This window comes from Streptomyces justiciae, assembly GCF_015163075.1.
In the GTDB taxonomy this organism is placed as follows: Bacteria; Actinomycetota; Actinomycetes; order Streptomycetales; family Streptomycetaceae; genus Streptomyces; species Streptomyces justiciae.
In genome coordinates, this window is sequence record NZ_JADDXU010000013.1 from 1 (window position 1) to 23509 (window position 23509).

At 70.6% G+C, this 23509-nt stretch carries 23 protein-coding genes and 1 pseudogene; 10 read left to right on the plus strand and 14 right to left on the minus strand.

Annotated elements, in window-relative coordinates; translation table 11 throughout:
- The coding region (locus IQ210_RS31085; RefSeq protein ID WP_194082500.1) for a response regulator at nt 1–662 on the plus strand (662 nt) is incomplete at its 5' end.
- 6 nt (nt 663–668) lie between these two features.
- On the opposite strand, the gene IQ210_RS31090 is transcribed toward IQ210_RS31085, so the two are convergent.
- Nucleotides 669–1331, minus strand: a complete 663-nt coding sequence (locus IQ210_RS31090; RefSeq protein WP_322657075.1) for a response regulator transcription factor — start codon at nt 1329–1331, stop codon at nt 669–671.
- Nucleotides 1328–2524, minus strand: coding sequence for a sensor histidine kinase (locus IQ210_RS31095; RefSeq protein WP_194082501.1), 1197 nt, complete (start codon nt 2522–2524; stop codon nt 1328–1330). The genes IQ210_RS31090 and IQ210_RS31095 overlap by 4 nt, the downstream gene beginning before the upstream one ends.
- Before the next feature lie 123 nt (nt 2525–2647).
- Between IQ210_RS31095 and IQ210_RS31100 the strand changes: the two genes are divergently transcribed.
- On the plus strand, nt 2648–3265 hold the full coding sequence (locus IQ210_RS31100) for a class I SAM-dependent methyltransferase (protein ID WP_228048637.1): 618 nt from the start codon (nt 2648–2650) through the stop codon (nt 3263–3265).
- Nucleotides 3266–3277: 12 nt separating this feature from the next.
- Here IQ210_RS31100 and IQ210_RS48520 read toward each other — a convergent pair.
- Both IQ210_RS48520 and IQ210_RS31105 read right to left on the minus strand, forming a co-directional pair.
- Nucleotides 3278–3452: pseudogene (locus IQ210_RS48520) on the minus strand (VOC family protein).
- A gap of 59 nt (nt 3453–3511) precedes the next feature.
- Nucleotides 3512–4900: a M1 family metallopeptidase gene (locus IQ210_RS31105; protein WP_194082503.1), complete on the minus strand. Its 1389-nt coding sequence runs from the start codon at nt 4898–4900 to the stop codon at nt 3512–3514.
- Between the two features lie 157 nt (nt 4901–5057).
- Here IQ210_RS31105 and IQ210_RS31110 point away from each other — a divergent pair, with 157 nt between their 5' ends.
- Nucleotides 5058–5681, plus strand: a complete 624-nt coding sequence (locus IQ210_RS31110; RefSeq protein ID WP_228048638.1) for a hypothetical protein — start codon at nt 5058–5060, stop codon at nt 5679–5681.
- Here IQ210_RS31110 and IQ210_RS31115 read toward each other — a convergent pair.
- From IQ210_RS31115 to IQ210_RS31160, 10 genes are all read right to left on the minus strand, one after another.
- Complete coding sequence (locus IQ210_RS31115; RefSeq protein ID WP_194082504.1) at nt 5604–6248, minus strand: TetR/AcrR family transcriptional regulator; 645 nt, start codon at nt 6246–6248, stop codon at nt 5604–5606. The two genes, IQ210_RS31110 and IQ210_RS31115, sit on opposite strands and share 78 nt — an antisense overlap.
- A 28-nt stretch (nt 6249–6276) precedes the next feature.
- On the minus strand, nt 6277–6681 hold the full coding sequence (locus IQ210_RS31120; RefSeq protein ID WP_194082505.1) for a PaaI family thioesterase: 405 nt from the start codon (nt 6679–6681) through the stop codon (nt 6277–6279).
- A gap of 114 nt (nt 6682–6795) precedes the next feature.
- Entirely contained in the window at nt 6796–8145 is a 1350-nt protein-coding gene (locus IQ210_RS31125) for an MFS transporter (RefSeq protein WP_194082705.1), read from the minus strand.
- A 68-nt stretch (nt 8146–8213) separates the two neighbouring features.
- Nucleotides 8214–8393 (minus strand): hypothetical protein, encoded by a 180-nt coding sequence (locus IQ210_RS31130; RefSeq protein ID WP_194082506.1) that lies wholly within the window; start codon nt 8391–8393, stop codon nt 8214–8216.
- Nucleotides 8390–9265: a PHB depolymerase family esterase gene (locus IQ210_RS31135; RefSeq protein ID WP_194082507.1), complete on the minus strand. Its 876-nt coding sequence runs from the start codon at nt 9263–9265 to the stop codon at nt 8390–8392. The genes IQ210_RS31130 and IQ210_RS31135 overlap by 4 nt, the downstream gene beginning before the upstream one ends.
- Complete coding sequence (locus IQ210_RS31140; RefSeq protein ID WP_194082508.1) at nt 9262–9594, minus strand: DUF4387 domain-containing protein; 333 nt, start codon at nt 9592–9594, stop codon at nt 9262–9264. The genes IQ210_RS31135 and IQ210_RS31140 overlap by 4 nt, the downstream gene beginning before the upstream one ends.
- 3 nt (nt 9595–9597) lie before the next feature.
- Nucleotides 9598–10959: an acyclic terpene utilization AtuA family protein gene (locus tag IQ210_RS31145; RefSeq protein ID WP_194082509.1), complete on the minus strand. Its 1362-nt coding sequence runs from the start codon at nt 10957–10959 to the stop codon at nt 9598–9600.
- Between the two features lie 30 nt (nt 10960–10989).
- Nucleotides 10990–12237 (minus strand): MFS transporter, encoded by a 1248-nt coding sequence (locus tag IQ210_RS31150; protein ID WP_228048640.1) that lies wholly within the window; start codon nt 12235–12237, stop codon nt 10990–10992.
- Nucleotides 12238–12460: 223 nt separating this feature from the next.
- Nucleotides 12461–13180: a GntR family transcriptional regulator gene (locus tag IQ210_RS31155; protein WP_194082511.1), complete on the minus strand. Its 720-nt coding sequence runs from the start codon at nt 13178–13180 to the stop codon at nt 12461–12463.
- A 165-nt stretch (nt 13181–13345) separates the two neighbouring features.
- The gene (locus tag IQ210_RS31160; RefSeq protein WP_194082512.1) at nt 13346–14320 is read right to left on the minus strand and encodes a LysR family transcriptional regulator; all 975 of its coding nucleotides are present in this window, start codon (nt 14318–14320) and stop codon (nt 13346–13348) included.
- A gap of 148 nt (nt 14321–14468) precedes the next feature.
- Here IQ210_RS31160 and IQ210_RS31165 point away from each other — a divergent pair, with 148 nt between their 5' ends.
- From IQ210_RS31165 to IQ210_RS31195, 7 genes are all read left to right on the plus strand, one after another.
- A complete protein-coding gene (locus IQ210_RS31165; protein WP_194082513.1) occupies nt 14469–15614 on the plus strand; it encodes a tartrate dehydrogenase in 1146 nt (381 codons plus the stop codon).
- On the plus strand, nt 15611–17290 hold the full coding sequence (locus IQ210_RS31170; protein ID WP_194082514.1) for a hydantoinase B/oxoprolinase family protein: 1680 nt from the start codon (nt 15611–15613) through the stop codon (nt 17288–17290). The genes IQ210_RS31165 and IQ210_RS31170 overlap by 4 nt, the downstream gene beginning before the upstream one ends.
- Nucleotides 17287–19359, plus strand: a complete 2073-nt coding sequence (locus tag IQ210_RS31175; protein ID WP_194082515.1) for a hydantoinase/oxoprolinase family protein — start codon at nt 17287–17289, stop codon at nt 19357–19359. Before IQ210_RS31170 ends, IQ210_RS31175 begins: the two co-directional genes overlap by 4 nt.
- 101 nt (nt 19360–19460) lie before the next feature.
- Complete coding sequence (locus tag IQ210_RS31180; protein ID WP_194082516.1) at nt 19461–20735, plus strand: MFS transporter; 1275 nt, start codon at nt 19461–19463, stop codon at nt 20733–20735.
- A gap of 41 nt (nt 20736–20776) precedes the next feature.
- Entirely contained in the window at nt 20777–21757 is a 981-nt protein-coding gene (locus tag IQ210_RS31185) for a phosphoglycerate dehydrogenase (RefSeq protein WP_194082517.1), read from the plus strand.
- 36 nt (nt 21758–21793) lie between these two features.
- Nucleotides 21794–23179, plus strand: coding sequence for an acyclic terpene utilization AtuA family protein (locus tag IQ210_RS31190; protein WP_194082518.1), 1386 nt, complete (start codon nt 21794–21796; stop codon nt 23177–23179).
- A complete protein-coding gene (locus IQ210_RS31195) occupies nt 23172–23501 on the plus strand; it encodes a DUF4387 domain-containing protein (RefSeq protein ID WP_194082519.1) in 330 nt (109 codons plus the stop codon). The genes IQ210_RS31190 and IQ210_RS31195 overlap by 8 nt, the downstream gene beginning before the upstream one ends.
- Nucleotides 23502–23509: the final 8 nt, after the last annotated feature.

Here is a 23509-nt window from a genome sequence, read left to right on the forward strand (position 1 = left end):
TCCGTGTCCTGCTCGCCGACGACGAGGAACTGATGCGGGCGGGGCTGCGCATGATGCTCCACACGCAGCCCGATCTGACGGTCCTCGGCGAGGCGTCCGACGGGCAGGAGGCCGTGCTGGCCGCGGCCGCCACGGCGCCGGACGTGGTGCTGATGGACGTCCGGATGCCGGTCCTGGACGGGGTCGCGGCCACCCGGAAGCTGTGCACCGGACCAGCCGCGCCGAAGGTGCTGATCCTGACCACCTTCGAGCTGGACGAGTACGTGTTCGCCGCCGTCCGGGCCGGTGCGAGCGGCTTCCTGCTCAAGCGCAGCCCGCCCGAGGTGCTGATCGACGGCATCCGCACCCTCGCGGCGGGCGAAGCCCTGCTCGGGCCCTCCGTCACGCGCCGCCTGCTGGCCGAGTTCGCCCGTGCCACACCGGGCGACCCCGCCCCGGAGACCGCCCGGCGGCTGGCCCGGCTGACCGGCCGGGAGCGCGAGGTGCTGCTCCTGCTGGGACGCGGCCTCGCCAACGCGGAGATTGCGGAACGGCTCCAGGTGGGCGAGGCGACCGTGAAGACGCACGTCGGCCGGGTCCTGGACAAACTCGGGCTGCGCGACCGCGTCCACGCGGTGGTGTTCGCCTTCGACCACGGCCTGGTGCGCCCGGGCGGGCGGTGAACGGCTTCAGCCGCCGACGCGGATCAGCCCGCTCTCGTACGCGAAGATGACGGCGTGCACCCGGTCCCGCAGCTCCAACTTGCCGAGAATCCGGCCCAGATGGGTCTTGACGGTCGTCTCGCCGAGGAACAGCCGGGCGGCGATCTCCTGGTTGCTCAGTCCCCGGGCGACCAGCGTCAGCACCTCGCGCTCGCGGCCGGTGAGCAGGTCGAGGCGCTCGTCGGGCGCGGTGGACGCAGCGGGCAGCACGAAACGCTCCACCAGACGGCGGATCACCGACGGCCCCATCATCACGTCCCCGCGCAGCACCGCGCGTACGGTCACCAGGATCTCCTCGCCGAGCGCGTCCTTGACCAGAAAACCGCTCGCCCCGGCACGCAGGGCCCCGTACGCGTACTCGTCGAGGTCGAAGGTGGTCACGACGAGCACCTTCGGCGCGTCCGGTCCGGCGCACAGCTTCCGGGTGGCGGTCAGGCCGTCCACGCCGGGCATGCGGACGTCCATCAGGACGAGGTCGGGCCGCAGTTCGCTGCCGAGTTCCAGGGCCGTGTGCCCGTCGGCCGCCTCGCCGACGACGGTGAGGTCGGGCTGGCTGTCGATGACCATGCGCAGCCCCATGCGGATCAGTTCCTGGTCGTCGCAGAGGAGGATCCGGTACGCGCCGCTCACGAGACCACCGCAGGGCTCGGCAGGGGGCGCAGGACGGCCGTCACGCGGTAGCCCCCGTCGGGCGTGGGGCCGGCGTCGACGGTGCCGGCGTGGCGGGCGGCGCGTTCCCGCATCCCGGCCAGGCCGCGCCCGCTCGACGGCGGCAGAGTCCGTCGTACGCCCCCACTCCCTGCCGTGTTGGTGACGTGGACGTGGACCCGGCGGTCCGGGCCGGGCTCGCCGAGGTCGACACGGACCTGTGCCTGTGCGCCGGGCGCGGCATGCTTGGCGACGTTGGTCAGGGCCTCCTGCACGATCCGGTACGCGTCCTCGGCCACCTCCTCGGGCAACCCGGCGCGCTCACCGAGGAGTTCGAGTGTGGCGTCGGCGGGACAGCAAGCCACCAGGCCGGGGAGGTCGTCCAGGCCGTGCGCGGCCGGCTCGTCGCCGCGCAGGACGTCCAGCAGGCGGCGCAGTTCGCCGAGGGCGTCGCGGCCGGTGGCGCCGATCACCGCCAGGGCCCGGTCGGCGGCGGTGGGGTCGGTGTGCCGGGCCAGCCGGGCGCCCTCGGCGTTGAGGACCATCAGGGTGACTCCATGGGCGAGCACGTCGTGGATCTCGCGCGCGATCCGTGCCCGTTCCTCGGCGGCGGCGGCGCGCGCGAGAGCCACCCGCCGCGACTCCGTCAGTTCGGCGCGGCGGGCGAACTCGGCGAGTAGGGCGCGGCGGGCCCGGACGTACGCGCCCAGCGCCCAGGACGCGGTGAGCCAGAAGACCACGGACGCCGGCGTGAACCACACGTTCCGGTCGCTCCCGGCGGTGGCGGTCAGCCAGTCCGGCACCCACAGCAGGACACAGGACGCGGCGCACACCGCCGTGACGGCGGCCTGGCGACGCAGCCCCCGCACCACCAGCGTGTAGAAGACCGCGGCCAGCGCGATCACCCCGCGCCCCGGTTCCTGCCCCCACACATGACCCAGGTACTGCGCCCAGAACGCGGCCGTGACGACCACGGCGGCGAGCACGGGCCGGCGGCGCCGCCACAGCAGGGGCAGCACGAAGGCGCCGTAGACCGTGATCTGCACCCACACCGGTCGCCAGCCGGACTGCTCGCGGATCACCGGGGGCACGGCCACGAGGACCACCAGCAGGACATCGGTCAGCCAGGGGTGGCGCAGCCGCCACCGCGGCAGGGTCTCCATCAGGTGTCGCACCGGTTCACGCTACGGCGGTCCGCACCCGCCGCACGTCGTTCCGGAGTCGGCATAGGCGTCCTCCCGCAGGACTACCCGGCCGGTCCCGGGATACGACGCGGGGCTACCCGGCGCCTTCCGAGCATGGCTGCCGTGTCGATCACTACTGAGTTCCTCAAGCGGCCCCTCATGACCGGGGCCGTGACCGCCAGCTCGCGCCGGCTGGCCCGGGCCATGACCCAGCACATCGGACTCGGCCAGGCACGGCTCGTCGTCGAACTGGGCCCGGGCACGGGCGTGTTCACCGATGCCGTGCTGCGGCGGCTCGCTCCGGACGCCCGGCTGGTCGCCATCGAGCTCAACCCCGACCTGGCCGAGCGCCTGGCCGCCTCCCGCGACGACAAGCGGCTCACCGTGGTGCACGGTGCGGCGGCCGAGCTGGCGGACGTGGCGGGCGGGCCGGTGGACGCGGTGGTGTCCGGGCTGCCGTGGACGGTGATGTCGACGGCAGCCCGGAACCGGACGCTGGACGCCGTCGCGGCGGCGCTCGCACCGAGCGGGCGTTTCACCACCTTCGCTTATCTGCACGCCGCATGGACCCCGCCCGGCCGACACCTCGCGGCCGGGCTCCGCGAGCGTTTCGGCACGGTGGATCGCAGCCCGGTGGTGTGGCCAAACTTGCCACCGGCCTTCGTACACCGGGCACGTGCACCGAAGAACCTTCGGATGCACAGGCACGACGGATCGGGTCCTCCGGCGTGAGCTCAACGTCGGTCAGCCTCTGACCAGGCAGAAGGGATGCCCGGCCGGATCAATGAGAACCCGCCACCTGTCCTCGTGCGGCTGGTGATCCGGTTTACCCGCCGGTGGCCTGTTGATAGAACGCCGCCAGGGCCAGCGGATCAGAGCAGTCGAGGGTGATCGCGCACAGCTTCATTCGCAGGGGCATGACACCTCAAGGTCGGTCGGTGATCGTTCGTGATGCACACCCTAGGGGCGACCGCCGATTCACCGGATGCGGTGCTCCTTCCAGAAGGGGGCCAGGTCCTTGTCCGTCACGGACTGCGCGGCCTTCTTGAAGTCGGCGGTGGTGGAGACGCCGTACCAGTGGTCGTGGGCGTACCGCTTGAGGAGTCGGGCCATCGTGTCCGTTCCGATGGTGCGCTCCAGGTCTGCCAGGGCGCAGGGGCCGGCCGTGTAGATGAGGTGGTACTCGCCTGGGTGTGTGCTCCAGTAGGCCATCGAGTTGGTGATCGCGCCGGATTCGCTCGGCCAGTAGACGTCCGACCAGCAGTCGCGGGTGTCCCAGCCGTAGAAACGTGCGTTGGCGTACTGGGCGAAGCTCTCGTCGAGCCAGGGTGCGCCGTACTCGTCGTTGCCCACGATGCCGTACCACCACTGGTGGGCCACCTCGTGGACGACGGCGCTGCCTTCGTCGGTGGTGCCGAGGATGACCAGGCCGGGGTACTCCATGCCGCCGCCGAAGTCCTTGGTCATCACCAAGTCGATCTCGCCGTAAGGGTATCGGCCGAATTCCTTGCTGAACCGGTCGACGGCGGCGACGCCGTCCTTGCGGTTGAGGCGCACACCTGCCGCGGGTGTGTTCGGCGCCCAGTACGACTTCACGCGCACACCACCGGGCGAGGTGTCCGTCGCTGTACGGAACGGGCCCGCTGCCCACGCGAAGTCCCGCACCTGGTGCGCGACGCTGTGCGTGACCGTACGTCCCGGCTCGCCATGGGTGGTCCAAGTGCGGCCCGTGGCCGGGACCTTGAGGGCTGACGGATGGTCGATCCGTACACGGAAGTCGCTCGCCAGGGCGTAGAAGCTCTCGCCGGTCGACACGTAGGGATCGAGGTGCCATCCCTTCGCGTCGTGCACGGCGAGCACCGGCAGCGCGTTGCCCAGGAAACGGAACGCTCCCTCACGGCCGAAGCGGGCGTTGCGCTGGGGCACGGTGATGGACACGTCGAAGGAGAGCGCCGTCCGCTCGCCGTGTGCGAGTGGCTTCGGCAAGGTGATGCGCAGTGCGGTGCAGTTCACGCTCAGGCGGTCCGCGGTGCCGCCGTGGATGTGGGACATCTTGACGGGGCTGGGCTTGCCCGGCCTACCGCACTTGTCGTCGCCGTTGCCCCACAGACGTACGTACACCTCACGCAGGGGCCGGTCGGAGGCATTCCTGAACGACACACGTTGGCGGCCCGCCCAGTGGGAGCCGTCGGCGTCGCTAGTCAGGGACACGTCGTAGCGAGCCCGGTCGGGCGTCGCGGTGGCGGCTTCGGTTGCCGGCCCGGCCGCGGCACCGGTGACGCCCGCCGCCACCAGCAGGGTGGCGGGGACAACGAGCAGACGTCGAACGGCTGTTGACCACCAGGCGGGTGCACGAAGAGACGACATGCCAGCGGATCCTGCCACACCGGCCCGTCGCGGACCTCCCTGACGGATACCCCAGCTGTGCCAGCGGCTTTGCGGCGCGGGCATGTCGGTAACGCGACTTCGATAGATTTTCCGGAGTCCGTGGCGCTGAACCGCGGGTCTGTCGAAAGGATTGAGTGTGTCTGGTGAGCGGCTCGACGCGGAGTGGGTGCGCGACTGGTGCGAGCAGACCTCGTCAGCGCTCAGCGTTCTGATGCCGACGTTTCTGGAGACACACGGATTCGCTCCCGACGGCAACGTCGTGACTCTGGCAACGGACGAGAGCCATGCGGCGACGGGCGCGCTGGTGGAGCTGACGCCGATCCCCTCGGACCTGACCACCCTCTACTGGGTGATCTGCGAGGTCTCTTTGCCGGACGTGGGCAACGGATACTTCGTCCACTCGGCCACGATGGTCGCCGATCACTTCCGGGAGTATGGATCCGTCCCGATCGCTGACGAGTGGCCGGCTCTGGTGTTCGCAAGCGATGGCGGGGGCCACCTGTTCGCGGTGACGGGGAGCGGACGGGTGTGGCGATCGACGACGGCCTCCTGGTTCGACGACTTCGAGGTCGTCGCACCAAACATCCAGGAGTTCCTTGAACAGATCGGTCGAGAGGTCGCCGTCCTGGGCGAGTTGGGCGCCGCGGGCGGTCCGGAACCAGCATCCGCCGACGCATCTGGCTCAGCCCGACCGGATCACGGTGGACATCGACGGCTGGACGGCGTGAGCGGCGGTGAGGAGCGCGCCGTGGACCGTTGAGGATGCCGCCCTGTCGGCGTAGCGGGCGGTGTCCGGCGGCCATACGTCACGTTCCTGGTGGATGAGGAGGCAGACCGCGCCGTGTACGCCGGAACACAGCAGTCTGGCGGTCTCAGTGGGGCTCTCCACGGGTACTCCGGCGTCGACACACGCGGCGACCTTGTCCCGGAAGTAGCGGAAACACGCGTCCTCGTTCTGGCGACTGGCCTCGGTTGCCTCGCCATCCATCACCAGTCGGTACTGGGCGGGATGGCGAAGCCCGAAGGCGATGTAGGCGACGCAGGTTTCGTAGAGGGCCGTCACCGGGTCCCGGACTCCCTGGGACACGGCTTCCATTTCGGTGAACAGCGAACTCCACACCCGCAGGCACGTGGCGTGGACGAGTTCCCTCTTCGAGGCGAAGTGGAGATAGACGGCCGGCGGGGTGACTCCCGCGCTGGTCGCCACCGCGCGAATCGTCAGAGCCTCGGCACCACCGTCTTCGAGCAGTTGACCGGCGATGTCGAGCAACTGCTCACGGAGCAGACCGCCCTGGCCCTTGGCGGCGCGAACGCGGGAGCCGGTCACAGGAAGGGGCCTTCGGGAGAGGGCGGCATCAGGAGGTCTTCGGTTTGACGGCGGTGACCACCTGGGTCACCCGGGCGCACAGTTCGCCGTCGGCGTCGTGCACGTCGACCTCGATGACGGTGTTACGCCCCACACGCAGGGGGCGAGCGGTCGCGACGACGCTGGTGTGTGCCGGCCGAAGGAAGTGCGTGGTCGATTCCACGGTGGCCGGCGCGGCGCCGACCGGACCGTTGAGGGCGGCGCACACGGCAGCGCTCACGTCGGCGAGGCCCATCAACGCTCCTCCATGGAGGCCACCGCCCACCGTGGAGAGCGAATGATCGTGTGCCAGCGTGGCTCGAACGCCGGCTGCCGTTATTTCGTCGAATGCGACCCCGAGGGTCTTGGCGTACGGCGCGAGCGCGTAGACGTCTTCGGCTGCGAGTGCGGGCACGGGCTGCTCCCATCTGAGTTAAGGCCGATAAGTTATCGGCGTTAACTCAGGCCGTCAATACGGGACTTCCGGCCGGGCGGACGTCTCAGGTGTGGCTCGACTGACGGACGTCGGCTACGGGGCTGCCCTCTTGGGGGAAGCGGCGGCCGTGTCGTCAGGTGTTGTGCCGACGCGGGCCAGCGACCGGTCGGCCGCGCACAGGACCAGGAAGACAGCGGCCACCCCGATGAGCGACCAGGCCATCGCATGCAGTCCGGAACTGGTGGCACCGTCGCGGAAGAACACCGCGCTCGCCGCGGCCGCGAACAAGGCGCCGACGTACATGAACGTGCGCAGTAACCCCGCCGACGAGCCCATGCGGGCCGGGTCGGCCTGTGCGTACAGGGCGTTCTGGTTGGCCAGCCCGATCAGCCCGTGCGGGATGCCGACGACCGCGCTGAGCACGACCAGCAGCCAGATCGGACTGTCGTCGCGCAGCGCCAACAACGCCGCGCAGCCGAGGCATTGGAAGAGCGCTCCGGTGACGAGTTTGCCCCGCACCTCGCTACGGCGTCCCGTGAGCGCGGTGACACCGATGGCCGTCACCGACAGCGGCAGCAGGAGCAGCCCGGCCTGCGACGCGCTGAGTCCGCGGCCCTCTTGGAGCCACTGACTGAAGCCGTAGAAGAAGGCGTACGACGTGGTGTAGGCGAGGCACTGCCGGACGAACGTGGCGAGCAGCGGTACGTTCCCGCCGAGGACGCGAAGGTCTATGAACGGCTCGGCGATGCCGAGTTCGCGGCGGACGAACACCGCGCCCGCGGCCAGCGCGAGCACCGGCAGATACCAGTGTGCGAGCGCGGGGTTCATCAGGAAGAGCATCAGCGCGGTCAGCGATCCGGCGAACCACAGCATGCCGAGTACGTCGATACGTGTCGTCCCGCCCGGGGGTGTGGCCCGTGGTAGCCACAGTGCGCCCAGGACGAGGCACATGAGAGACAGCGGCACGTTGATACCGAAGATCAGATGCCAGCCGCCCGTGCCGATCAGCAGACCGCCGAGGGTTGGGCCGACGACCGCGATGACCTGGTTGGATATCGACAGCGCGGCGAGGACGCCGCTCGGGTTCTTCCGGCCGGTGCGCTCGGACTCCGAGCGCAGCAGCGACATGGACGCCGGGAAGGCCGCCGAGGTGCCGAATCCGAGAAGGACGCGGGAGGCGACCAGCACCCACAGGTTCGGCGCGAGTGTGCCGAGCAGTCCGGCCAGGCCGGCCAGGGCGGTGCCCAGCAGATAGAGCCGACGCGGGCCGAAGATGTCGACGAGGCGGCCGATCACCGGCTGGCCGACGGCCGTCGCGAGGTAGAGGCCGGAGACCAGCCATGCCGTCTGGGAAGGCGGCACACTGAAGGCGCGGCCGATGGGAACCAACGCGACCGCGAGCATCGAGGAGTTGATGGGGTTGAGGATCGAGCCCAGGATCATCGGTGCGATCAGGCGACGGTCGAAGCCGCCGGTCTCTGTCCGACGTTGTTTGCGCGCGGCTGTGCGGGTCACGCCTCCGCCACCTTGTCGAGCAGCGCCATGGCGGTGATCACCGCCCGCACCTCCTCCCCGGCCGGGGCGCCGGACGCCGCGCGAAGAGCCTGGAGGTCGGTCGGCGCGGCCCGGTGGCCCGTTCGACGGTCGGCCATCAGCCGGGCGAGCTGCGGATCAAGTCGGTGGCGGGTCACGGCTGTGGGACCTCCGGTGCCCGGCAGCGCGGGGGTGCGGCTATGTGCGTCGCGAGGAATTGCTGGACCGCCGGGAGGACCGCGAAGTGGTTGTGGCCGGTGCCGGGCACGATGTCGAGGCGTGTGTCGATGCCGTGTTCGCGCCAGTTGGCGCGCAGCGCGTTGATGCGTTCGAGGCGGTTGGTTCCCGGGGCCACGGGCCCGCGGTCGTCGTCCGGGGCGAGTTCGGCCGTGACGGTGTCGTTCTCGCCTATGACCAGTTGAATGGGAAGGCCGCGCAGAGCTGCCGGGTCGGCGTCGGTACCGAACTGTTCCTTCATGTCGGCCGTGCCGTGCCACCACGTCGTCGTGGGGTCGAGGAGGGTGACGCGTCCGGGGGCGCCCACCGACAGCGACGCCAGCCGGTGGGGGTGGAGGTAGGCGAAGCGGTGGGCGAACTGGCCTCCGCCGGAGAAGCCGTGGAGGTGGAAGCGGTCGGTGCGCACATGCCAGCGGGCGGCGGCCTCGTCGACCATGGCGAGGAGGGCCTCGTCGGGACGGAATCCGGCAAGGGAGAGGAGCTTGTAGCTGTCCACGTCGTTCGGGCCGGTGATCCCGGCGGGGAAGAGCGGGGCGAGGACGACGCAGTTGTGACGCTCGGCGAAGTCGGCGAAGGCGTCGCGGAGTGCCTCGGCGCGGCGCCGCGTCCCGTGGACGGTGACCACCAGGGGCAGCGGCGGGCCGTCGGGGGCGTGGTCGGTGGGGACGTAGAGGCAGTAGGAGAAGCGGGGATCGTCGGCGACGGCGAAAAAGGTGGTGGGGCCGGTGAGGAAGGTGATCCCGGGGTGCCCGGCGGGCAGGTCCCAGGGAGCCAAGGGGCGTTCGGCGGTCACGCGTGGGGCTCCTTGTCCGCGTCGGTCACGGCGAGGTCCATGAGGGGGGCGTACTGCTGGCCCGCGTAGCAGTCGCTGTCGTTCAGGTCGCCCTGGACCGTCGGGCGGGGGAGCGAGACCTTCACGGCGAGGGCCAGTGGGTGGTTGACGAGCAGGATGTCGGCGGGGTCGGCGCCGTAGAGGGCGGCGAAGAGGTCTCTGTTGAGGAAGCCGCTGGCGACGAGGGCGTCATAGGCGGCCTGGTCGTGGCACATGAAGTCGAAGGTGAGGGTGAAGGGGCCGGCGTTCTTGGAGCGCACCAGTGAGCAGTAGTCGAGCAGGGTGGCCATGGGTTAGAGCTCCTCGGTGGTGGTGCGGAACAGTTCCGTGGGAGTGACGCCGGTGACGACGTGGTTGAGGGTGAACCGGTAGAGGGGGCCGCGGTTCATCTCGGGCGGGGAGTACGGGTAGGCGAGGGTGGAGACCAGCCCGTCGTACTCCGGTATGGGCAGGTGGCTGCTGGCGTGTGCGACGAAGGTGGCGACCGCGTGGGCGGTTGCCTGGTCGGGCGCGGTCACCGTGATGAGGACGCCGAGTTCGCGGGGGCGCAGCGATTCCGGTTCCCCGCCGGCCAGTACGGCTCCGTCGCCGTAGAGGCGGAAGTCGATGTCGACGTCGTCGGGGTCCACGGCGCCGCCGAACACGTCGAGGATCTTGTCCGCGAAGTACTTCTGGGCGAAGGGGAGTAGGTCGGGCAGGCGGCGGATGACCACCTGGTCGCGCACTCCTCCGACGATGACGGTCTGGTGGCCGACGAGTTCGGCGCCTTCGAGTTTGTTGGTGTAACCGTCGGCGGGAATGAAGCGCGCTCCACGCGCCCGGACGGTGCGTTCGTCGACCGCCTCGTAGGTGGCGTCGCTGGTGTCGAGGGTGCCCGACGGCTCCGCGACCCGATACGGGTCGGCGTTCTCGTACAGCGTGTGGGCGGCTACGGACCGGGGGGTGAGGCGGCTGCCCTCGGCGAGCGTGGTGACGTCGAAGTGGTCGTCCCGCAGGTGCACGAGCAGGCCGTTGGCGGAGGGCGGTATCGCGCAGGCGGCGCCACATTCGATGGTCTTGGCCATGTGCCACGTCAGGCCCGGATCGGCGCCGAGCATGCGGGGGAGTGCGGCGAAGAGCGCGGTGTCGCTGGCACGTCCGGCCAGGACGACGTCGCAGCCGGCTGCCAGGGCCTCCTGGATGGGCTCGACCCCCATCATGGCGACGGTGTGACTGCGGGCGAACAGCTCCCGGTCGATCTCGGGGGCGTGCGGCAACGGCTGGACTCGGCCGGCGTCGTAGAGGCGCTGGAGCCGTTCGGTCGGCTGGTCGGAGTAGATCAGCGCCAGTTTGAAGTGCAGGTTCTCCGCCGCGGCGATCTCGCGTACGAGGGCGGCCACATGGTCGACTCCCGTGTCGCGACCGCTGGTGCCGCAGGACCCGATGATCAGCGGCACGCCCAACTCGGCGCGGGCGGTGAGCAGCAGGCGCAGGTCGCGGGCGACGGCCTGGTCGGAAAGCTTGGGGCTCCCCGAGCCGAGCGCGGCCGGCCCCGAGTCCGTCGAGCCGGCGTCACACGCGATGACATGCGGGCGGGCATCGACACCGCGTCGGAAGGCGGCGGCGTCGAAGCCGGCGCCGAGTGCTCCGGTGGGAGCGAGGATGCGCAACTCCATGAGGGTCTGTGTCCTTCGTGAGGGGGATGTTCAGTGGTCGGCAGGAGCGATACGGCGGGCCAGGCGGGTGAAGACGGTGAAGGTGACGGCGGCGAACGCCGCGCCGTTGAGGAGCATGAAGCGCCATCCGGTCGCGTCGACGGTGAGCCCGAGCAGGGCGGGGCCGAGTGCGGCGCCGGTGGACGAGGCGACGGTGTACAGGCCGGTGTAGGTGCCCAGGACGTGTCTGCTGGGAGCGAGGTTCCACAACGCGACGAGGGCGTTGACCGCGAAGGCGGCGTAGCCCACGGAGGCGATCGCCATGGCGATGACCGTGCCGGGAACCGTGGGGACACAGAAGCCGATGAGAAGGCCGACGACGAACACACCGACGCCGTAGCGCATGGCGCGCACCTGACCCAGCCGGGACGAGACGTAGGCGAGCGGGACGACACAGACCAGGAAGGCGACGGCGCCGGGCAGCGCGAGTCCACCCGCCGAGCCGCGGGACAGGCCCAGCACCTCGGTGCCGTACGGCGTCAGCAGCGCGCGCAGCGCGGACCACATGCCCGCGAAGCAGAAGATGCCGAGCATGAGCAGGGTCCGGGCGCGGGACGGGTCGCGGACCATGTCCTTGATGACGGCCCAGGGGGAGGCGAAGTCGGCGGACGGTGGTTCGGCGAGGGCACTGGGCTCGGTGGGGGAAGGCCGGCTGGGGTGCGGCAGCGCGGCGGTGTCGTGCCGGCGGCCCAGGAAGAACCAGGACGTGGTGAGCAGCACCAGCATGAGGGCGGGCGGGATGGCGAACGCCAGGGTGATGCTGCGGTCGACGACCAGCAGGCTGATCAGGGACGAGACGACGATCGTGAGACTGACGCCGGCCTTCACGAAGCCCTGGGCCTTGCCTCGGTGGGAGGGGGCGACGTAGTCGGGGACCAGGGTCTCCGTGATGCCCTTGAACGCGTTGGCCATGGCCGCGAAGCCGACGACGCACAGCACGAGCAGGGGCAGACTGTGCGTCCAGGGGATCAGGGCGAAGGGCACCGCGGCCAGGGCGGCCCCGGTCAGGATGATCGCCCATCGGCCCTTGCCGTGGCGTGCGCGACGGTCGGACAGGAATCCCATCCAGGGTTGGATCAGGACTCCGAGGACGTTGTCCAGACCCATGATCAGGCCGACGAGGCCGGCGGAGGCGATGTACTGCCGCAGCTCGGAGGGGACCTGGGCGTCGTAGAAGTTCCACACCGATTCCTGGGCGAAGACGGCGAGCGTCACCCACAGGACCGTTGTGGCGCTCATCCGCCGTGATGTGGCGGGCTTTGCCACGGGGGTGTCCTCGAGCGACTCGGGCTGAGGTGCGATGTTGGGCACGGCGGCTCCTTTGCCATATGCCATAGCACGTACGTTGTGTGCCGGCCGATCCGCCTGCTGGTGGACCTCCGGCGTGCCCTCTTCGCGCCTCCGCTATTTGCTATAGCTTGACGGAGAAGGGGCGACCCCTAGCGACCTCTACGGCGAACTCTCAGTGCGAGAAACGCGCCGTGAGCAGGGAGGAACTCGACGCCCGACTGTGCGCGGTCATCAGCTCCTCCGCCCGCCTGCCGTCTCCGGCGGCGATGGCGTCGTAGATGGCGCGATGCTGGTGATAGCGCGCATCCACGGCGCTGCGCCGTTCGTCGCTGACCTCGGACAGGACGCTGTTGCGTCGTTCGTCCGCGCCGAAGGCGTCGACCATGTGCAGCATCTGCTGCAACGTCGCGTTCCCGCTGGCCTGGTCGACCAGGCCGTGGAACCGCCGCATGCAGTGCAGGATCTCCTCGATCAGCTCCCGCTCTTCCTCGCTGCCCGCGGTGAGCCCGCCGGCCTGGTTGCGCAGCTGGTCCGCCTCGTCCAAGGCGGCACGCATCTGCTCCCTCTGCTCCGCGGTCGACTTCTCCGCGGCCAGACGTGCGGCCAGAGCCCGCAGCGAGTCCCCGATCATGGAGAACTCCCGCAGCTCGTCCTCCGCGTACTTCGCGATGCGGACAGAACGCGGGCCGGTCCTCTCCACCAGCCGGTCCTGCTCCAGACGGCGCAACGCCTCACGTACCGGTGTCGCGCTGATGTCGAGGGACTCGGCCAGCCCTCGCTCGGTCACCTTCTGGCCCCGTTCGAGGACGCCCGAGACGATCGCCTCACGGATCGCCTTGTACGCCTGGTCGCCCAGGGTCGCGGAGATCGTGAGCTGCGGAAGCTGTGCCATGGGCAGTACGGTATTTGCTACAGCAGAATTGTCAACCGGTTACGGGTCTTCAGGGCGACGCCCAGTCCGGTCAGCTCGCTGGGCCCGACGACAGGGCTGTCTGGGGCGGCGACCCCGGGGGAGCTGCTGCCGGCGAAGGAGACCCCCAGACCGACCAGGCAGGCCTCAGCCCTCGGCCGTGGTCGTGGGCTGGTCCCCGGCGTGATCCAGGCGTTGCGGGAGCCGCTCGGCGAGGTGGTCGATGAGTGCGCTGACCCGTCGCGGGACGTGCCCGTCCTCCTCCAGGAGGGCGTAGATGTCGGCGGCCGGTGTCGCCAGGTGCGGCAGGACCCGGACGAGTTCGCCGCGCTCCAGATGCGGCCTGACGTGCCACTCGGAGCGCATGATCACACCACGCCCCTCCAGCGCCCAGCCGGTCACCACGTCACCGTCGTTGCTGGACAGGCTGCCGTGCACCCGCACATGCCGGGGCCGGTCGGCGTCCCCGAAGCGCCACAGCGCGAAGTCGCTCTCGTTCTCCCGCAGCACGATGCAGTTGTGGTGGGCCAGGTCCTCGATGCCGGCCGGCGTGCCGTGCTCGGCGAGGTAGGACGGCGCCGCGCAGGGCACGCGCCGGTTCCTGGCCAGCCGGCGCATGCGCAGCGAGGAGTCGGGCGGGATGCCCACGTGGACGGCCACGTCGAACTCGCGCTGGTGGGGCCGCAGCGGCAGCGCGGACGTCTGAAGCCGGACGTGCAGGTCCGGGTGGGCCGCGGCGAACTCGCCGACCAGCGGCGCGATGTGCGCGCGACCGAGCCCGAGCGTGGCCTCGACGACCAGGGACCCGCGCAAGCCCCCGGCGGCGTCGGTGATCGTGTCCTCCAGCTCGCGTACCTGGTCGAGGATCGCCTCGACGCGCGCCGCGTACAGCTCGCCCTCCGACGTCAGCACCAGTCGGCGGGCGCCGCGCTGAACGAGCCGGACATCCAGACGCCGCTCCAGCGCGCTGAGGCGTTTGCTGACGACGGGCAGGGAGCAGCCGAGTTCGCGCGACGCGGCTGTCAGCGTCTGGCTGGACGCGACCACGTGGAAGAACTGCAGGTCGTCCACGGCTGTACGGCTCTTGGACAGGGGGCGACCAGAACGCCGAAGGCTTTCCATGGGGGAAAACGTACCTTGCCCGTTACGGCCTTGTAGCGGGTGTCTGCGCTGGCCAAGGTAGGAGCCAGTCGCGCCGTGAGCGGAATGCCTCTGGACGGAGTGCTCGCCACCGAAGTCGCGCATCTATCCGTGGACTGGGAGTGAATTCGTGCCGCACAGCTATCGCATCGCAGCGATTCCGGGCGACGGGATCGGTCGCGAGGTCGTCCCCGAGGGGCTGAGGTGCCTACGGGCCGCCGCCGAGGTGCACGGGTTCGCCCTCGACGTCACCGAGTTCGACTTCGCCAGCGCCGACTACTGGCTGAAGCACGGCACGATGCTGCCCGAGAACTGGCGGGACGTGCTCGGCGACTTCGACGCGATCTTCTTCGGCGCGGTCGGATGGCCCGAGGTCGTCCCCGACCATGTCTCGCTGTGGGGCAGCCTGCTCCAACTGCGGCGGGGCTTCGACCAGTACGTCAACCTGCGCCCCGTCCGGCTGCTGCGCGGCGTACGCAGCCCGCTGCGTGACCACCGGCCGGGCGACATCGACTTCCTCGTCGTGCGGGAGAACACCGAGGGCGAGTACTCCAGCATCGGCGGCCGCATCTTCGAGGGCACCGACCGCGAGACGGTGGTCCAGGAGACGGTCATGACACGCACCGGCGTCGACCGCGTCCTGCGCTACGCCTTCGAACTCGCCTCGTCCCGCCCCGGCAAGCACCTCACCTGGGCGACGAAGAGCAACGGGATCTCGATCTCCATGCCCTACTGGGACGAGCGCGCGACCGAGATGGCCGCCCGGTATCCCGACGTGAGGGCCGACAAGGACCACATCGACATCCTGACCGCGAAGTTCGTCCTCCAGCCCGACCGCTACGACGTGGTCGTCGCCAGCAACCTGTTCGGCGACATCCTCTCCGACCTCGGCCCGGCCTGTACCGGGACGATCGGCATCGCCCCCAGCGCCAACATCAACCCCGACCGCTCCTTCCCCAGTCTCTTCGAGCCGGTGCACGGCTCGGCGCCGGACATCGCCGGCCTCGGCGTCGCCAACCCCGTCGGCCAGATCTGGAGCGGCGCGATGATGCTCACCCACCTCGGCGAGCACGAGGCGGCCGCACACGTGGTGGCCGCGATCGAGAGCGTTCTGGACGAGCAGCCCGAGGCGGTCACCCCCGACCTCGGTGGCACGGGGACCACGGTCGGGCTGGGCCGGGCCGTCGCGGCCCGGATCGCCGCAGGCTCACCCGTCCGCCACGGCGGGGGAGCAGCGGCCGGCAGCGCGGTCGAAGAGGAGGTCGCGGCGTCATGATCAGACCCGTCCACGATCCGGTCGGCCTCGAAGTGCGCTGGGACCGGCTCGCCGCCGCCACCGACGAGGCCGCCTCCACGATGCTGCGCACGGCCTTCTCCACGATCATCCGGGAGTCGAACGACTACACCGTCGTCCTGATGGACCGCGCGGGCCGCACGATGGCCGAGTCACGCGCCGGCATCCCCGCCTTCGCCGCCCTGATGAGCTCGCTGACCGCACTGGTCCTCGAACGGTTCCCGGCGGACGACTGGCAGGACGGCGACAGCGTCATCACCAACGACCCCTGGATCGCCACCGGGCACCTGCCCGACATCGCCATGATCTCCCCGGTCTTCCACCGAGGACGGCTCGTCGCGTTCGCCGGCACCGTGGCGCACTCCCCGGACATCGGCGGCACACCTTCGATGAGCGCGACCGAGCTGCTCTCCGAGGGCATCCTGATTCCCCCGCTGCGCCTGTTCCGCGCCGGACGGGTCGAGCAGGGGGTCAAGGACCTGCTGCTGGCGAACGTACGCCTGGCCGACCAGGTGTGGGGTGACCTGGAGGCGCAGGCCGCGGCACACGCCGTGTGCCGCCGACGTGCCCAGGAGTTCCTCGACGACTTCCGTGAGCCGGACTTCGAGGCGTTCGCGGCCCAGGTGCACGCGGTGACCGACGCCGCGATGCGAGCCGGCGTGCGCGATCTGCCTGACGGCGTCTATCGCGCCGCCCTGGACGCGGACGGCGTCGAAGGCCACCCCACGCACATCGAGTGTGCGGTGACCGTGCGCGGCGAGGAGGTGGAGATCGACTACATCGGCAGCTCCCCCCAGGTGCCCTTCGCGACGAACTCGACGCTGAACTACACCCGCGCCTACTCCATGTATCCGCTGAAGATCCTGCTGGACCCGGCCACGCGGACCAACTGGGGTTCCTACCGGTCCGTCCAGGTCACCGCGCCCGAGGGCACGATCGTCAACCCGACGTTTCCCGCGCCCGTCGTGGCACGGCACCTCACCGGCCACCTCCTGTCCTGCGCGGTCTACCAGGCGCTGGCCCCGGTGCTGCCCGACCGTGTCATCGCCGACAGCGGCGGCGCCCCCGCCCTCCGGGTCCGCTTCGCCGGGGCCGACGACTCCGGACGGCCCTTCAGTCTCATGCTCTTCGCCAACGCGGGCATGGGCGCGTCCAAGGATTCGGACGGGCTGTCCACCACCGCCTTCCCGACCAACTCGGGCGGCGGCGGCATCGAGGCACTGGAGGCCGCCTCCCCCCTGCACTTCCTGCGCAAGGAGCTGCGGCCCGGATCGGGCGGACGGGGCCGACGCCGCGGCGGCCTGGGCCAGAGCATCGAGGTCCGCAACCCGACGAGCCGACCGGTGCAGATGGTGCTGCTCGGAGACCGCGAGCAGCACCCGGCGCTCGGACTGGCCGGCGGTGAACCCGGCGCCACCGCACAGGTCGTCCTGGACTCCGGCGAGCGCGTCCCCCTGAAGTCGATCTCGCAGCTGGCCCCCGGCGCATCAGTGGTCATCTCCTTCGCCGGCGGCGGCGGGTTCGGCCACCCCGAGGAGCGCGAGCCCGAACTCCTCGTCGCCGACGAGATCGCCGGCTACACCGTCCCCGCCGACCGGCATCACCCACGCACCGCCCGGACGGCGGCCGAAAGCGCACATGAGGAGGTGGCCCGATGAACCGCACGGCCAGGATCGGCGTCGACGTCGGCGGCACGTTCACCGACCTGCTCCTGCACGACCCGCGCCGACACCTGATCCGGCCCGGAAAGCTGCCCACCACGCCCCACGCCCCCAACGAGGCCATCACCGCAGGGATCGCACGCCTGCTGGAGGAGACCTCCACGGCCCCCGCTGACGTCGCGGGCATCGTGCACGGCACCACGCTGGTGACCAACACCCTGCTGGAACGCACCGGAGCCGTCGTCGGCCTGCTGACCACCAGCGGGTTCAGCGACTCCCTCGAAATGGGACGGGAGACGAGGTTCGACACCACCGACCTGCTCGCCCGCCCCGCCCAGCCGCTGGTGCCACGCCATCTGCGCCGCGGGGTGGCCGGGAGGATCGCCGCGGACGGCAGCGAACTCCAACCCCTCGACGAGCGAGCCGTCCGCACGGCTGTACGCGATCTGGTGGACCAGGGCATTGAGGCCCTGTCCGTCGCCCTCATGCACTCCTACCGCAACCCCGGGCACGAACACCGCGTGCGCGACCTGGTCGCGCACACCCACCCCGGCCTGCCCGTCACGCTCTCCAGCGCCGTCGCCCCCGTCATCGGCGAGTACGAGCGGGCCGGCACCGCCTGTCTGAACGCGTATGTGCAGCCCCTGATGGCGCGTTACCTCGACGACCTGCGCGAGGACCTCACCGGCATGGGCATCGACGCACCGCTTCGCATCATGCTCTCCGGCGGCGGTGTCACGACCCTGGAGGACGCCAAGCGGTTCCCCGTACGACTGCTCGAATCCGGTCCCGCGGCCGGTGCCATCGCCGCTGCCGCCGTCGCCCGGACACTGGGGGAGCAGGACGTCGTCTCCTTCGACATGGGCGGTACGACCGCGAAGATCGCCGTCGTCCAGCACGGCAGGCCCAGGCTCAAGCACGACTTCGAGGCCGGACGGGTCGACAAGTTCAAACCCGGCTCGGGGCTGCCGGTGCGCCTGACCGTCGTCGACATGATCGAGATCGGGTCGGGAGGCGGCTCGATCGCCGCACCCGACGCGCTCGGACTGCTCAAGGTGGGGCCGCGCAGCGCCGGTTCGGTACCCGGCCCGGTCGCCTACGGGCGTGGCGGCGAGCGGCCCACCGTGACGGACGCCGACCTCCTGCTCGGCTTTCTCGACGCGGAGAACTTCCTCGGCGGCGAGATGAGACTGCGCACGCGCGAGGCCCACAAGGCGCTGACCCGCGAGGTGGCCGGCCCCCTGGGACTCGACACCGCTGACGCCGCCGCCGGGATCGTCGAGGTGGTCACCGAAAGCATGGCCGCCGCCGCCCGTATGCACCTGTCCGAACAGGGCAAGGACCCCGCCGACTTCGCGCTCCTGGCCTTCGGCGGCGCCGGCCCCGCCCACGCCTACGGGTTGGCGAAGTCGCTGAGGATTCCCAAGGTGATCGTGCCGATGCGGGCCGGCGTGATGTCCGCCTGCGGGCTGCTGGCCGCCGCTCCCACGGTCGACGAGGTCCGCAGTCTGCCGTCGCCGCTCACCGACGTCGACTGGGACCAAGTCGCCGCGCTCTACGACGAGATGACGACCAGCGCCACCGAAACACTCCAGCCGGGCGACCCGGAGCTGGTGCGGGTCCGCCGCTCGGCCGACATGCGCTACCTCGGCCAGGGCTTCGAGATCGAGGTCGGTGTGCCCGAGCAGGACTTCGGCCCAGCCGGCCTCGCACGTATCCGCGCCGCCTTCGAGTCCACGTACCGCGCCGTGTTCGGCCGTTCCCTCGACGGGGCCGTCGAAGTCGTCAACTGGCGGCTGTCGATGCGACTGCCCGGTCATGAGCTGTCGACGGAGGGCGGCCATGCGCGCGGCGGCGAGGCGAGCCGCGGTGTCCGGCCGGTCTGGTTTCCGGGACACGGGTCGCTCGAAACCACCGTATGGAACCGCTACGAGCTCATGCCTGGCGCCGAGTTGACAGGTCCGGCGCTCTTCGAGGAACGCGAATCGTCCTGCTCCTTCGGGCCGGACTGCCGTATCCGGGTCACCGACGACCTGACCCTCGTGGTCGAGATCGACCGCGTCTGAACCCTCCGGCGACCAGCCCGAGGAACGGCTCCCCCCATGCCCACACCGACAAACCATCCAGTAGCTGCCCGACTTGGTGGCGGCGCGAAGGGACGACCCCTATGACGACGGTGTCAGTAGGGCAGCGCACACGAACCCGGCGCATCACCTTCCTGGTCGCTCTCGCGGTCTTCGCGCAGGAGTCGACCTGGAACTTCTACGAATCCCAGGTGCCGCCGCTCCTGCGGGAGCACCTCACCAGCACGGCCGTCGTGGGCCTGCTGATGGGCATGGACAACCTGCTCGGCATCTTCATCCAGCCGTGGATCGGCAACCGCTCCGACCGCACGAGGACCTCCTGGGGCCGGCGGATGCCCTACCTGGTGGTGGGGATGCCGATCGCCGCCACGCTCTTCGTCCTCATCCCGCACAGCGCGGGGTCCCTGCCGCTGCTCGTCGTGGTGCTGTTCTCGTACGCGCTCGTCGCCAACACGTTCAAGCCGATCGCCGAGGCCCTCGTACCGGACTTCATCGCACCCGAGCGACGCAGCCGGGCCAACGCCGCGGTCAAGATCGCGTCGAGCATCACGGCCATCGTCGCCGCGCTCATCAGCATCTTCCTGGTCGACGACCATCTGAGTCTCGCGTTCGCGATCCCGGCGATCATCATGCTGATCTCGATCGGGGTGCTCGCGGCCACCGTGCGCGACAACCGCTCCCCGGCCTACCGGGCCGCCGTGGCCGAGAGCGAGGAGGAGCACAGCGGCGAGCGCACCGAGCCACGCGTCCGGGACACCTTCGTCGAGATCCTCAAGGACACCGATCGCAGCCGGCTCCTGCTGCTCCTCGCGATCCTCCTCTTCGGCAGCGCGTGGGCCGCGTCCCGGTCGCTGATCACGCCGTACGGGATGGAAGCCCTGGACATGTCACGGGGAGCCGCCGGCGGTCTCACCCTGCCCAGCGGTATCGCCTTCATCCTGGCGGCCTACCCGGCAGCCGTGCTCGCCGAGCGGTACGGACGGCTCCGGGTCATGGCCGTCGGCATGTCGGTCTTCGCCGGCGCCATGGTGCTGGGGACCATCGTCCAGACCCCCATGGGGGCCACCGTGGCCCTGTGCCTCGCGGCGGCCGGCGCCACCTGCTTCCTGGTCAACGCGGTGGTCGTCCTGTGGAACCTCGCACCCTCGGCACGGGTCTTCGGGACCTACGCCGGCATGTACACCGTCGGCTGGGCCGGCGGCGGCTTCCTGGGCCCGGCGGTGGTCGGCGGGACGGTCGACATCACCGGCTGGCCCCTGATGCTCATCGACATCGCCCTGGTCGCCACGCTGTCGATCGTCGTCGTGGCCAGGATCAGTGTGCTCCAGCGGCGCACCGGCCTGACCCTCGCCAAATAACCAGCCCATCCCGCGCCCGACGCAGCAAGAGACGAGGAACCGTGCCCCGCGTTCTGATCACCACGGACTACCTACGACCCGGCGACGAGGTCGATGACCACCTTCGGGCACACGGCCACACGACGGTGCACGCCCCGCTCGTCGGCCGGCACGGTCCCGAGCAACTCGTCGCCGCCCTCGACGGAATCGACGCGGCGCTCGTCGGCCACGACCCCCTGACCGCCGCGGTCCTCTCCGAAGCGCCCCGGCTGCGCGCCGTCGTGCGCACCGGCGTCGGCTACGACTCGATCGACGTCGTCGCCGCGGGCAGGCTCGGCATCACGGTGAGCAACCTGCCGGGCATCAACGCCAACGCCGTCGCCGAGTACACCCTCGGCCTGCTGCTGGCGGCCGCGCGGCGACTCGTGCAGAGCGCGGCGGGCGTCGCCGCCGGCCGGTGGCCCAGGGCGGACGGTCACGAGCTGCGCGGGTCGACGCTCGGCCTCATCGGATACGGGGCGGCAGCACGTGCCGTGGTGCCGCTGGCGCGAGCCTTCGGCATGGACGTGCTCTGCACGACCGCTGTGCCCGAGAACCAACGGCCGGACCAGGCGGTGCGGTTCGTCGCGCTCCCCGAGCTGCTGGCCGCGTCCGACTACGTGTCGGTGCACACCGCGCTGACGGACCGCACCCGAGGCCTCCTGGACGCCGCCGCCTTCCGGCGGATGAAGCCCACGGCGGTGCTCGTCAACACCGCGCGGGGGGCCGTCGTCGACGAACAGGCCCTCGCCGACGCCGTGCGCACCGGCGAGATCGCCGCGGCGGCGCTCGACGTGGTGAGCGAGGAGCCACTCCCGGCCGACAGCCCGCTGCGGGACGTCGAGGGCATCGTCGTCTTCTCCCACCTCGCGGGCCAGACCGCCGAAGCCCGCGCCGCCGCCGGTCTCGAAGGTGCGGCCGAGGTGGTGGCCGCCCTCGCGGGCCGCCCCCGCTTCGCGGTCAACGCCCACCTGCTGCCCCACGCCCCCACTGCCCGCGGGTGACACCCGCCCGCCACCGCATCGACAAGAAAGAGGAACATGGACAACGAACGGGTCGACCAGGTCAAGGTCCTGGCACCGACCGGCATGCTCGGAGCCGGCTTCCCCGAGGCCACGATCGAGCGAGGTCTGGCGCTCGGCGCCGATGTCATCTCCGTCGACGGCGGCAGCACCGACTCCGGTCCTTACTACCTCGGCGCGTCGCAGCCCAAGACCACCCGTGCGGCGGTCGCCCGGGACCTGCGCGTCCTGCTGAAGGCGGCGGCAGGCGCCGGAATCCCCCTGATCGTCGGCTCGTGCGGCACCAGCGGAACCGACTCCGGCGTCGACTGGGTCGCCGGCATCGTCGCCGACATCCTGGCGGCCGAAGGACTGCGGCTGAAGGTGGCGCGCATCTACAGCGAGCAGTCGACCGACGTACTCCTCGAGCGCCTGGCCGAGGGCCGGATCCATCCCCTGCCCCCACTGGGCGAGTTGGATCCGCAGACATTGCAGAGCTGCGCCCACATCGTGGGCGCGATGGGGCACGAGCCGATCGTCGCCGCGCTGGAGGCCGGTGCGCAGGTCGTGCTCGCCGGCCGCGCCACGGACACCGCCATCGCCGCCGCCTATCCCCTGATGAAGGGGATGCCGGCCGGGCCGTCCTGGCACGCCGCCAAGATCATCGAATGCGGCGGGCAGTGCACCAGCAATCCGCGCGCGGGCGGAGTCCTGGCCACCGTCGACGCCGGTGGCTTCACCATCGAGCCGCTCGACCCGACGGCCGCCTGCACACCGATCCTGGTGGCCGCCCACATGCTCTACGAGACGGTGGACCCGTTCCGGATGCGTGAGCCGGACGGCACGCTGGACGTCCGCGAGGCCGTCTACACCGCACTCGACGACCGCATCGTGCGGGTCGAGGGCTCGCAGTTCCACGTCGCCGAGCAGCACACCATCAAGCTCGAAGGCGCGCGGATCACCGGCTACGAGACGATGTCGTTCAGCGCGATCCGCGATCCGCACATCCTGGCGCACATCGACGACTGGGCCGACCTCATGCGCACGATGATCCGGCAGCGGGTGGAGCAGACGATCGGCCTCGGTGACGACAAGTACGCCTTCGACCTGCGCCTCTACGGGCACAACGCCATCCTCGGGGACCTCGATCCGGCAGCCGGTCCGCCCCGCGAGGTGGGCGTCATGCTCCTCGTCAACGCACCGGACCAGAGCACCGCGACCGCCGTCGCGAAGATAGCCAACCCCCTGATGCTGCACCTGCCGACGGCCGACATGGACTACCTGCCGAGCCTGGCGTTCGCCACCTCACCGGCCGAGGTCGAACGCGGTCCGGCGTACGAGTTCGTGCTCCACCACGTCGTCGACACCCTCACCCCCACCGACATGTTCCGCACCGAGTTCGAGGAGGCCTCCCACCATGCCTGAGACCGCCCCCACCACCCTGGGCGACCTGGCGTACGAGGTCCGCTCCAAGAACGCCGGCCCGTTCTGGGTGACCATGGAACTTTTCATGCGGGACGCGGACGGCTATCGCATCGCCGCCGACGAGACGTTCCTCAACGAGGGCACGATCGCCCGGCTCTACGGACTCGACGAGGCCGACGTCCAGATGTTCCGCATCCCGTCGCTGAACGTCGTCAAGATCTCCTTCCCACGTCCCGTCAGCCAGGCGTCGCTGCGCGACCGGGACGTCCACTCCGGCCAGCACCACGTGCCGTTGGCGGTTCTCCCCGTACCCGCCACCTGACCCATGTC